The sequence below is a fragment of the Candidatus Accumulibacter aalborgensis genome (genome assembly GCF_900089955.1).
Taxonomy (GTDB): Bacteria; Pseudomonadota; Gammaproteobacteria; order Burkholderiales; family Rhodocyclaceae; genus Accumulibacter; species Accumulibacter aalborgensis.
This window is the reverse complement of record NZ_FLQX01000151.1, coordinates 45,379-58,237: the sequence shown is the minus strand read 5'-3', so window position 1 is coordinate 58,237 and position 12,859 is coordinate 45,379. Positions and strand designations below refer to the sequence as shown.

At 61.9% G+C, this 12,859-nt stretch carries 3 protein-coding genes and 1 pseudogene; 1 reads left to right on the top strand and 3 read right to left on the bottom strand.

Going from position 1 to position 12,859, the window contains the following annotated elements; genetic code table 11:
• Positions 1–125: 125 nt before the first annotated feature.
• Positions 126–788: pseudogene (locus ACCAA_RS19170) on the top strand (aminotransferase class I/II-fold pyridoxal phosphate-dependent enzyme); the annotation flags it as partial.
• A gap of 111 nt (positions 789–899) precedes the next feature.
• On the opposite strand, the gene ACCAA_RS19165 reads toward ACCAA_RS19170, so the two are convergent.
• The 3 genes from ACCAA_RS19165 to ACCAA_RS19155 form a co-directional block, all read right to left on the bottom strand.
• The gene (locus ACCAA_RS19165; RefSeq protein WP_186408855.1) at positions 900–6,953 is read right to left on the bottom strand and encodes a DEAD/DEAH box helicase; all 6,054 of its coding nucleotides are present in this window, start codon (positions 6,951–6,953) and stop codon (positions 900–902) included.
• A gap of 160 nt (positions 6,954–7,113) precedes the next feature.
• Entirely contained in the window at positions 7,114–10,647 is a 3,534-nt protein-coding gene (locus ACCAA_RS19160) for an STY4851/ECs_5259 family protein (RefSeq protein ID WP_186408854.1), read from the bottom strand.
• 72 nt (positions 10,648–10,719) lie between these two features.
• Positions 10,720–12,855, bottom strand: a complete 2,136-nt coding sequence (locus ACCAA_RS19155; protein ID WP_186408853.1) for a UvrD-helicase domain-containing protein — start codon at positions 12,853–12,855, stop codon at positions 10,720–10,722.
• Positions 12,856–12,859: the final 4 nt, after the last annotated feature.

Below are 12,859 nucleotides of genomic sequence, written 5' to 3'. Positions count from 1 at the left end.
TGCGGGCTACGCTGCAAAACTGTCGACGCCAGATTTCTACGGAATGACGACGCCGTTAACACCACGCCGAGAACAACTTCCAGCCGACGCTCACCGACCTCGAAGAGCACTGGCATGAGCGCACGGCAGGGGCGCTCTTCGCTTCGCCAGCCAACCCCACCGGCACGCTCCTCGATGACGCAACGCTGGCTGCCATCGCAGGCTTTGTCCGGCACAAGGGCGGGCAACTGATCGTCGACGAGATTTACCACGGACTTACCTACGAGCGTGAGGTGCAAACAGCGCTGCAGTTCGGCGATGACATCTTTGTCGTGCAGAGCTTTTCCAAGTACTTCAGTATGACTGGCTGGCGGCTCGGCTGGCTGGTCGTCCCCGAGCGCTTCACACGCGACATCGAAAAGCTGGCACAGAATCTTTTCATATCACCCCCGACGCCGGCCCAGTACGCTGCGCTCGCCGCCTTCGCACCCGCCACGCTGAGCATTCTCGAATCGCGGCGCAAGGAATTCCAGCGCCGGCGGGACTTTCTCGCTCCGGCGCTGGCGAACCTTGGCTTCCACGTCGCGGCCAAGCCGGAAGGCGCCTTCTACATCTACGCCAACTGCGGGGGGCTGACCCAGGACAGTGATCGCTTTGCCCGCGATCTGCTTGAGTCGGCGGGTGTCGCTGCCACACCAGGCCTCGACTTCGGTAGCAATGCGCCAGAGAAGCACTTGCGCTTTGCTTACACTACCCGCGTTGAGCGCCTGGCCGAAGCGGTCGACAGAATCCGCCGATTCCTGGGTTGAGCGATGGCGTGAAGTTTGGCACGCCCGAGACGATTCGAACGTCCGACCCCTGCCTTCGGAGGACGGGAACGAGGGTCCAATGCAGTCTTCGAATCTCAGTTCACGGCAAAGCTACCGAAGCTTCACAAACAATTCGGTAGGTAACGCACTTCCTTCAACAGGAACGAGCATCTCCACCACATCTCTGATCTGATCGTCTACTGGTCTGGTGAAATCGAATGCCACCGGGCACTGCTTTGAACCCGAAAAGGCGGGCACACGCCAGTAGCTGACTCCCTGGTCCAGCCGCACCGTCAGCGTCTTGCCATCAGAAAACCTGACTTCCAGTACGCGGCCATGTTGCACGGAGAATCTGTCAGATGCCAGGACTGTCGTGCGCATCCCCAGGTACTCGAACGCCCCTCTTGCCACAGCGTTGCGGACACTCAGGTCAGGCCAATCGGCGAAAACGCGGTTGAACGCGCGGATCTCCCCGCTGCCGCGAACTGCAGTCGTGGTGATCGTAAGATCCGGATCGTCCCAGCGCGCCTGTCCCACGATCGCCTTGAGACGGCTGACGAGATCCACCAGTAGCGCAACTGACAGCGGGGTAAAGAGATAGCGGTCACTGTACGTTATCGCGACCACATCCGCGCTGGAGTTCTGGACTTGCTGCAAGGTCCCATGGTGTTCGTCGGCAATGACCTGCCATAATCTCGTTCCGAATCCCTGGAGCGGACCATCCACCTGATGATGCAGGACGATCTCGCGGTCGCCAGCAGCAAGTACCTGCGGCCTTATCTGGCCTGATTCAAGTCTTGTGCTCACCGCGCCGGTCCCTCCCGCGAGCGTGCCAATGACCAATGGCGACCTGGAAGCTCCCCATCCCTCATTCGGTATTATCGATTCGCCGTCGGTACTGGCCCACGCTACGCCAGACGCCCCGTGACTGACCTCGGCAAGGATGCAGGCGCCCGCAGCGCGCGGTAAGGCGGTCGCCAGGCCAACGCTGATTCCGGGGTGGTCGGACAGACTCGACAAAGCAAACCTGTTCGCTTCGGAAAGCCTGTCAAACAAGGACTTCTCGATCACGATTTCGATCGGACGTGCAAGTGCCGCGAGACGGTAGGCGACAAGCCTGAGCGAGGAAGCCGCAAGGTCGATGCTGTCCGACGCGCCACCCGCGAACAGGCGTGTTTGCAGCGCATCCGGATGGCTGCTTTCCCGCAACAGCGCCGCGACCATTCCCGAGATCTCGACCTTGGAGCTGCCTCCGAAGTAGCGAAGCGATTCCGGAATCTTCAGCATGTCCAGCCAGTCGGTCGAAATGACAGCCAGTGCTGCAAATCGGTCGAGCACCCCGGCCTCGAATCGCTGATCGAAATCGAGGATGCAATGTGGGCAACTGCTGTCGCACGCCTTCGGGCAATCCAGACGCTTGGCTGCTTCCCGGAACATGTCGTTGACCAGACGTTCGGCGCTCGACGCATAGCCTGCAGCATAGCGGTCGAAGACGAAAACGGACTGGCAACGCTGGTTGTCCGCGGCGAGGGTTTCCTGAACATCGCATCCCAGCTCGCTCGTCTGAACGCCAAGCAATGCAGCAAGCGCGTCACGTAAGGCGACGGCAATGGTCAGTGCGATGCCGCGATGGGTGATCCACTGGCCGTTGAGATCGCGAAGTTGAATCTCCAGAACATCCGTGCGTACCTGATGTCCGAGCGCGATTCCAGTCTTGATCTGGTATCGATTGGTGCTGCCGCTGCACACCCTGTCAGCCGCGCGGCTGCGCAGCTTCTTGTGTTCTGAACCTGGTGCGAGAGGCTTTGGCGGCTTCCCGTCCGCAAGCATCGGCTCGGCACGCCCGCAACTCAGACACAGAGCGTAGCCTTGGCCATGAAGACCGGCCGAATGGTGATACACACGTCCGTCGGTGGTCACGCGAAACCGCCCCAAGGCCGGATTCGGCAGGGGGGACCAATCTCCTCTCGCGCTGATCCATGGGCGCTCGACCGGGACAAACTGCTGTCTCGTCACGTCGTTGTGCGGCTCTTCATAGAAGTCGACCGAAAACCCGGCTGGTTCTAGAAACTGCTGGATATCGTTGGCATGTACCCTCGCACCGCAAGCGTCACAGTTCGAGGCAAGCTTCAGCGACATCGTCGTGCCACTCGCGCCACAGCTTCGACACCGCCACGCGAACTTGATCGCCTGGGTTTCCCTGGCGCCCTCCTGATCTGCCGGGATATGCCAGTTCAGGGTGATTCCCGCCGAACGATAAACCAGTCCGTCCATCACCAGCTCGGCACCGGGGGCGTATTCGCGCAGAGCGGTCACCAGGTCTCGGCTGGCGAGATCCCGTTTCTGAAAACGATTGTCGTCGCGACCACGTTTGGCAGGCTCGTCCGGAGGTGGTAAACGCCTCGCAGCACTGACTGTCGTGTTGTCAAAGCTGGCAATGGAGGTCGGGAATCCATAGCCTGGAAGAAAGCCCTGGGTCGCCAGCTCGCGCAGCAGATACTCCTCGGCCAACCGCTTCTTCTGGAAACCGATGGCCCTCGCAGCCGGATCGATCGCGGCCCCTGGTCCCAGGCCGGATTCCTGCTCGATGAGCGCCTGCCACTCAGCCTGCCATTCGTCGAAGGCCACCTCCATTTCGACACCCGCCTGTCGAACGAGCCGCTCAGTCTCCTGACCCTCGAAAAGCGTGTGACGAACCAGTCGCCGCAAACCGCCATCCACTTGCTCCTGAGCCGTCGGCAGGTAGGCCTCACACCAACGGACGAATCGCTTCGATGGCGCATCTTCGCGATCATCGAAGAACCAGCCGCAGTTCAGACGTGTCATGTCCTGAGGATTGGTTTGCAGCAGGTCGGCCAGAAAACGGGCGAGGATCATCGCATTGACGTGGCGCTGCACGATCACTGCACTGTTCAGTGATACCACCGGCGGCGGCAGCTTGGCATCGAACGCCCAGCGTGTGTTCAAAAACACATTCTGATCATGCGGATTGGATTTGCACAAGGTAACGGCCGTGGATCTTGTCTCCCGGCGCCGACCCGCCCTGCCTGCACGCTGCAGGTAGTTGGCCGGGTGAGGTGGCACATTGTTCATGGCCACCAGTTGGACGCCACCGATGTCGATGCCCATTTCCATCGTGGTCGAACAGGAGAGCAGATTGATCGATCCCTCCTTGAAGCGTCTCTCGTATTTGTCCAGGAGTTCAGAAGCCTGCTGTGCGGAGTGCTCGGCAGCTGCAAAATAGGGCGCAGATTCGATGACTCGATCGTTGACGTTTGCCCAAAGACCGTCTTCGCGGAGGCTGGTGAGCAGCACCTGCTGTGCGAGCCAGTCGCGCGCTCGCCGGAGGCGGAGCCCACCATCGGTTTCTCCACCGAAGGGTAGGTCGTAGACCGGGATCTCCCTGCGCTCACAGACCGCGATCTCCTCACGCATGATTCGCGGAAGGTACGGCGTGACGCCGCGTACGGTGGTATCAAGAAATCGCCGCGTCACCGGGCAAACCCAGGCGTGGGCCACTGGCGAGAATGCCAGGTCCTGCAATCGCAGAATGTATCCACTGGCAGTCAAGGACAGCATCGTCTTGACCTGTTCCCATGCGGCGATCAGCAGGCTGTCGACGGCATCCTGCCCCGGGTCGGTGTCTACGTCGACCTTCAACAGGTGGGCCAGGAGGCGGACCAGTGCGCTCCGGTCCCTTGAGCGTCTGGCAGATGGCCATCGGCGCTGGCCACGAGCAGCCTCATCCTGATTGGGAGGAACAATCCAGTTGCGCGGAAAACGTATGCCGATCCAGTTTCGCCAAAGATCCGGGATATCGAGACTGCCGCCACCGCGAACGAAATGGTCGACAGCCACCTTCAGGAAATCCTTCCACTCCGGCAAGGTGAAACCCCGGCTGGTCCAATCGACGGGGGCCGTGTTGAGCTGATCGAGGCGCGGATAGCGTACAGCGATCATCCCCATCGTTTCGAGGTTATTCTGCCGTTTTGGTCGTCGGCCCAGCTCCCGGACCAAGAGCATCCCCGCGAGATTCGACGCGCCCTCGTGGCCGCCAAAGACCTCGCGGGAGTACCCCTGGTAGGTCTGAAGAATCCACCGGAACTCCTGCCCCTCCTGAGCGATTGCCGCCTGTAGCTGCTGAAAAGGCATTGGTGGCGGCACTGCTGCAGTAGCAAGCAGCATACGGTCCGTGTTCAACAACTCAGTAACCTGATCCTTCGCCTCCTCGAGCATTCTCGGTGTAGCAAGGATTTTTTCGTACCTCTGAATCCGAATCTCAATGCCTGCCAGCTCAGGCGTGGCTGCCTCGGTCATCGCCTTGAGCACGTGGTGATAAATCAGCCCGCGCGCTTTTGTTCGCTCCGCATCCTGCTGCAACTTGGCGGCCAGCCTCGCCGTGCCCTGGCGGCTGTCGCTGAACGTCAGCAGACGGCGCCCTCGATAGGGCTGGTCGGCGGGCCTGGCACCGTCTGGCGCATACTCCAGTAAGGTCGGCAGCAGGCCACCCAGCAGGAAAGGCGCACCGATTCGGGCCTTGCGGAAGAGGTGACCAGTGCGAGCAGGTGTCGCGCCGCACGCCGGGCAGCCCAGACCATCCCCGCCGTCCTCGCAGACAATCAGGGCAATCGCGTCCGGATCGCTCGCGTCGACAATCTGCTGGGTCTGGCGGTTGATGTGCATTTCGCCCGCATGCGGCAGCTTGCGGTTGGTGATCAGGATCGCATGGCCACTCTCGACGGGCCGATCATCGTCGGCATCCAGCGTTTCGGAGTCGTCCTCGTCGGTTTCCAGCTCGAATTCATCGACTGCCGATTCACTCGACGCCTGTACCACCGCCCCTTTCCTCTCTTCGGACAGAAGGTAGGCCGCTCCACATTCCTCACAGGACGCGAACTCGAACGCGGGGGCGCCGCAGGTACAATGATTTCGAGGTTCCAGGAAGACCTTCCCGAACGTCCAGGCGGGGTCGTCGAGTCGTGATCCGCGCTTGTCAGAGCATCGCGAGTCGGCGCAGCACCACAGGCCGGTCAAGGTCTGGTGAAACACGTGCGCCCGCAGTGGCAGGAAAGGTGTACCGCCGGTATCCACCGCACTCGTCAGCAGGTCAAGCCAGCTCAAGGATTCCTGCTGCTGCGCAAGAGAATGGGCCGGCGCAGGGCCGAAGATCATTGAGCATGCTTCCGATATCTTCGCGACCGGTGCCGCCTTGCGGTCGACGAAAAGCTCGCGCAGCTTCCGCGCGATGGGGTGCCCTGACAGAGCGCGATAGCGATTCGGCGTTTCATCCTTACCCGAATCGATCGCGCGCAATTCGGCCACGGACAAACGGCAGGAATCGCTTGCCGAAGGTAGCAAGGGAATCTGCCGAGCCCCCGATACCAGATGAACGCGCGAAACATCGACACCTGCGACCTGCGCCAGAAACTCCCTGAGGCGCTCTCCGGCGGGCCCGTCCGGATCGCCCATCGTTGCTGACGTTGCCACGAAGCGAAGGTTCTCCGGCTTGACAGCAAACGCGTGAACGACGCGTCGAATCAGCAGTGCCAGTTCAGCGGCCTGCGAGCCCACATAGGTATGCGCTTCGTCGAGGACGATCCACTCAAGCTTGCCGCTCGACTTTTCAAGAATGCTGGCATCCTGGGCTCTGACCAGCATGTACTCGAGCATCGTCGCGTTGGTCACCAGAATCGGCGGCGGTGCTGCGCGCAAGCTCCGACGGTCCTTCACCTCGCTGTCGGCCGGTGCAAGGGCGTGCGCCGGCACGGTTTCCGGGGTCAGCCCGTTGTAGAGGCAAAAGCGGATTTTGTTGCCGAATCCGTACGTCCAGGCGCGAAGACGATCGCGCTGGCTGTTGATCAGCGCATTCAGCGGATAGAGAAACAGCGCGCGAACCCCGACAAGCTGGCCACCCAAAGCCAACTGCTCGCGCGCCAGTCGATCCAGAATCGGCACCATGAAGCACTCGGTTTTTCCCGATCCGGTGCCGCTGGTCACGACCAGAGACCTGGCGGGTTGCTGCGCCAGAATCTGCCACGCCTGCAACTGGTGGGCGTAGGGTGCCCGCTCCTTGGCAAAGCGATATTCGTCGGCCAACTCGGGTGGCGGCGAATCCATCGCGCTTACCAGCGATGGCGTGAGTAGATTGCCCGCCAGATCGCTCATGCGACTGCTGCTCGGCTCCCAGCCAAATACCGCTTCGAAGCTGGGATCCGCGAGGAAACTGCCGGTATCGCCAAATGGACGCGCAAAGACCTCCATCAGGTGCCGACGCAAAGGCGCGTTCGCGAATCCCAGCCAGCCAACCGTTCCTAGACTGGCGCGACTAGCGAGGGCCGCGAGGAGGGACCCGAAATACTCTTCTTCCATCATCATCCAATCGTCGTGGCAATCGAGGAACATCAGGTGGAGGAAGGTCAATTCGTCCTGTGGCGAGACAGCGAGCTACGGTCAAGTCAAAAGCCTCGGCGAACCATTCCGGGTCGAATGACTGAACCTCTCGTACCTTCCTGATGAGGTTTGGGTGGTGACTCCAATCAACGTGCAGGTCCATCGTCGTATTGAGTGTGAGTGCCAACAGCATGGGCAGGTTGATTACCGGGTCATGAAATCCGTGGTTCATCGGACAGAAATACGGCCTGGCTCCGTGCTGCCCGGCGACGGTCAGTTCCGCCGCGAATCCACCGGGCCACTTCCGGTCGGCGTTGTTGCGCAGCAGGTGCTGAACCCTTGAGTTTTCACCATCGAACAGTTGCCCAGAAAAGAAGCGGTCCATCCCTGGGTTTTGGGCTGCCCTCAGGTCCTGGTTGATTTTCCCGGTCGCTGTCCCGCGCGCCGCTTCCAGCAACACTCGAAGTGATGGGCAAGCGGATGCCAGTGCCTGAACTCGCCGATCAAGGTATTCCGAAACAACGAGGGTGCCAGCCTCAGGTCCGTACCAGGACGTGCCCTGCGCCATGGTTGCGCGCATTGCCTGAACCCATGCGGTCAAGGGAATCATTTCCCAAACAGTAGGCAGCTCGATGGGAAATCGCTCGGCAAATCCAGCGGGCAGGCCGGCCATGCGCACCGCAAGTGCAGCCAGGCCGGTCATGGACTGGGCGAAGCAACGCCACAGATCGAGAGTCGACAGGGGCAGGTGGCCCAGTTGCACCGCAAGCTGCTCAACCAGGCGCCAATCGTCGCTGATGAAGTCCTGCGCCAACGCGGCAATCACAGCATCAAGGGCATCCAGACGCTGTCGTTCTGTCGGAATGCCAAGCGCTGTAGTCAGAGTGACTTCAACCTCAGGGGCTTCCTCTGCGTCTTGCATCTCTGGCAGGGCTTCACTAGGCGCCAGAACGGGCCATAACATCGGGCGGAAAGCCACTTGGGAACCGGCACCCGGATGGATCAGCCAGGCTCCGGGTGAAAGATCGGCAGACGGGAACATCCAGTTTCCGGTCGACACACCCTCGGAAAGAACAGGAGCCAAGCGAATAGGCTCATCTCCTGGGGCGTCGATCCGAAGTGCGACTACCGAAAAACGGGCGATATCCTCCGCCGAGAAGCGACGGAGTTGTTCCTGGGGCAAACCAAGCTGCGACATCATTGCCAGTCGTTCGAGTTCGAACTCGTAACGGGCCACTCGCAGCGTCGACGATTCGCCACCGGGCAAGCCCAATCTGACACTCACATGGGCATCGAGGGTGTCTGCGTCGGCGAGCATTCTCTGGATGTCGTTCACATAGTCGACCAGGCGAATCTCGACGCGACTCCCTCCGACATTGGCCTTGATCGTGTGCTCCACTTTGCTGACCGGATGAGCGTGATTTCCGCGATGAAGCCCAAGCCTCAGCGTCGCCTGGTAGGCTCCAGGCCCGAGAAAACCCACCATACGAGTGCCGCATACCCGGCCGACGGCGAGCAGGGCGCCATCCTCGAGCTGCTTGCCATCGGTGGCGATGGTACGCACCCCCTTGGCCGGGAATGGCACCCTCAGTCGGACGACATTGGGGTTGCCACGCCACACCGCGTTGACCGAGCACCACTCGGGTGGATGGCCTTCGCCCTGTAACCTCAGATCAAGCACGACGCTCGCGCCGTTGATGCGCGTCTGCGACGAGACTCCCAGCGTGTCGCAATCCACCGTCAACAGATCCCAGTTAGCGAAGCGCAGTGCGCCGCTCGACGGATCAGCACCGGGCTCGACCGCCATGCTCGCCTGCGCTGGCAGGAGGACGACGCGCGTACGCCATCTGGTTTCCCCTTGCGCTGGCCAGATCGCGCTCACCGGACCGGAGATTTCCTCGGGGCGCTGCGTAAACCGTCCCCCCGGCACTCGCCAGGCGAGCGTGCCTTGAGCCATTCCATCCAGACCGTTCTCGGACACCTGGTACAGGTTTGGCACGCCACGAAACGCAACTGCGGGGTGATCAAACAGATCCCAGTACCGCTGCCCGCGTAGTTCAAACCGATCCTCGGTCGCCGCAGCCTGCCCGCACCTCACCCGGTAGTGCAGTCCGTCGCAAGCATCGATCCGAATGCCACCGCGGATGGTCCATACCCTTCGAGTGCCTCCCGATAGCTCGCCTTTGCAATCCACGGATGCGCCATCGTCGGGCCGCAAATTCCAGTCCTGCGGAATGCACAGGATTCCCTCAAACCCGGCGATTGCCCCGGAACCTTGGCGAATCAATCGACAAGGGTTCGCCGAATCAGTGCCCTGCTCGAATATCCAGGGCAACTCGGGATCGAGCGCTTCGCCGCGAGCAATTTCCTTGTGGCGCTCCTCCCCGGTTGCGATCAGGAGCAACATCGTATGTTCGGCGGTTGCGAGATCTCCGCGCCTGTCCAGAGAGCGCCGTTCGACACGGTAGCGATCCTGGCCGGCCAGCCTGCGCAGGGAGACATCCACCGCTTGCTCGCCCCGCGGAAACCGCAAGGTCAGGGTGCGGCCCAGATTCTCTGGCTGGATTCCAAGAAGCCGCCCCAGTGGTGCCGAGTCCAGAAACTCTGGCAGCACGATTTCCGATCGGAGCTGAAAACAGCCTTGATCCGAAGTGTCCAGCCATCGCTCGACGAGGATTCCCTGGTGGCGATGGTCTTGCTCGCCTGGCGGGACACCGATAGCCAGCTTGAACAGCTCGATCGCCTGATGGTCATCGATCGGCAGCGGAAACTCGTCTCTCCATCCCTGGGCGGCCCGGTCAAGTTCGGCGACCACATCCGCGCCAATGGTCAGATTGGCCTGTTGCTTCAGACGCAAAATCGTGAGGACAACCTCGGTGAGCAGCACGAAGACTTCGTTCTGCCGATAGGAATTCGGCAAGAAATTGGCAAGGCTCCTAATCCATTCAAGGATCTCCACAGCGTCCGTTCCGCCACCGCCCGCAAGCTTGAGCGCCCGCTTCAGTATGCCGCCGATAGGGCCCTGTGCGCCTGCCAGCAGTCGCATCGGCAGGCCACCCTGGAAGGCGATACTTCCCAGGTACCGTAGTCCGTGCAAGCTCGACAAGCGCAGCCGCCAACCTTGCAGTCCCTTCTCGACACATTCACTGCGCTCTGCGTGACTCCACTCTTCACCGGAAGCGCCGATAGCACTGACAATCGGTTCCCACGCGAATCCTGTTCCGTCATAGCTGCGACGCCACCATTCCGCCGCATAGAGAACGAACAGGGGTGGAAAGCCGGAGACGTTGCGGGCAACGTCTCCGAGCGTAACGGTCCGTAGCCAAGTGCCAAGGCAGTCCCGCATCATCGTCTCGAGATCCGAAAACTCCTCGTCAGTAACTCGATAGGTGTACAGCGGACGCCCGGTCGGATAGTCGGCCCCTCGCCGTCTCAAGAAGCTGCCCTGCCACTTCTGAATTGGATGCACTTCACGCACTCCTAACCTGACATTCGTCAAAGCAACTCTTGATGCAGTCTCCTGATGCTTGTTGCCCCGCGATCACTTGCCAGAAATCCAGCCCCCGACCTTCCGGACTCGCGAATCCCCATCCATCCGCATGTCGTCAAGAAACTCCGACCCAGGGGCCACGCTCGTCACCAGCAGATGATCCCGCGCGCGGGTGCAGGCAACGTACAGCAGGTGGCGTTCGGTGTCGTAGACTTCCTGCAGGTCGGCATCGTCACCGACCGTCTCGATGCGCTCCTGCAGCGGGATGACCTCGTCGTCGCAGGCCATCACCACCACGGCGCGGAACTCCAGGCCCTTGGCGAGATGCATGCTGCTGATCGACACGTGCCCGCTGACCGTTTCGACGTGTTCATCGAGAATCCTGTAGGCGAGTCCCGATCGCTGGACCGCTTCTTCGGCACGTGCTAACTGCGCCGCCGAGCGGACGAACACGCCGAACTCATGCGGCAGCACGCCCGCCCAGGCACGCTCGGCGATCCAGGCGCCGACGGCGCGTGTTTCCTCGCCTTCATCCCGGAAAGTCTGAATCGCTGGCGGCGGTCCGTTGAATACCGAAATCGTATCGCTGCGCTCCTCGCTGTTGCCATCGCAGTCGGCGGCCGTCGATGCCAGCAGGCGGTCGGCCTGCGTGCGAATCTGATGCGAAGTCCGGTAATTGACGCGCAGGGTGCGCGACCGACCACGGATGTCCACGCCCAGCGACTTCCAGGAAAAGGGCTGCTGGAAGATGCGCTGCCCGAGGTCGCCGGCGAAGAACAGCGCGTTGGCCCGGTGACCGCCGAGTGCCGCCAGAAATCTCAGGTGGGCGACGCCGATGTCTTGCGCCTCATCGATGACTGCGAAGTCGAATGCTGGGTGCGTGCTCGTCGAGAGCACGGCGGCCAGCGCAGTGAACAGCTCGGCGTGGGTGACCAGCTTGCGTTCGTGCAAGGCCGAACGAACGCGCTCGAAGATCGACCACAGCAGCGCGCGCTGCGCCTCCGGCAGCCGGGTCTTCCTGCCCAGCCGGGCCACATCGCGGTAGTCCTCCCAGGTCGACAACTGCCAGGCATCGACCACCTGCTCCCATTCCGCCAGCAGGAAGTGCTGGCCGAACTTGTGGTTGGCTACGGCACGCGCCGCCTCATTCAGCACTTCGCGGACCATTTCGCGGCTGGCAATCGCCGCTGGCCCGATGTGCGCCTTGTAGAGACGAAGACCGATGGTATTGAGCGAATGAACGTCGATGCGTTCGGCAAGGCGTGGCTCATGATCGAGCAGTCGCCGCAGCTTGGTGTGCAGGGCACTGGCCAGCGCGTCGGAGAAAGTCGTCAGCAGCACACGGGCATCGGCGTGCGTGCGCGCGAGAAATGCCGCCCGATGCAGGGCGACGATGGTCTTGCCCGTGCCCGCCGAGCCGGAAACCCGCGCCGGCCCGGCGTAATCACGCTCGACCCACTGCCGTTGTTCGGGGTGCAGGAAGACCGTCCACTTTTCCCACGGGTAATCGAGAGCGCGCTGCAGTTCCTCGACGTTGGTCATGATCCGGAAGCGGCGTTGCGCGTCCGGATGGTCGAAGGGGTTGGTGGTTGCCGGCGGCAGTGTCGGCACCCGCGGTTTGCCGCCCGTCGCCAGTTCCAGCAGGGCCTCGGCCGCCTCGGCAGGCAGATGGTCGGACAAGGCCAGCAGCGTGTCCTCCGTTGCCTGCCTGACGTCGTCCAGCCACTCGGCGGGCACGCCGTAGGCCAGCAGTTCGTCGTCACTCCGGCCGGCGAACAGCAGCTTCAGCACCGGGGCGGCTGGCGGGGCGAGCGGCAGTTCCGCCTGCACATACACCGGTACGAACACCTGCTGCACGGTCTCGCGGATTTCGACCCATTGCGCGGCGCCGGTCTTCGGGTGCGTCTCCAGCTTGCGCCGTTCCGCCCAGTCATAGGCCCGGTCATGGTGGTCGACGTAGCAGAGCAGGAAGCTCGCATCGCTCTTGTGCACGATCAGGCGAATGTCGCTGCTGACCCGCAGCGACCAGAAATTCCTGTCCCTCGCCCTGTCCAGCTTGTGGAGGCTCATGCCGGGGTTGGCCGGGTTGAGCTGCAGGTCGAAGGCGGTGGTCTTGACCGCTCGCTGCTCGTCGCCGGTCAGCCGCGCCAGGCTATCGGTGAAGGTGTCGGCGATGCGGAATTCCATGTCG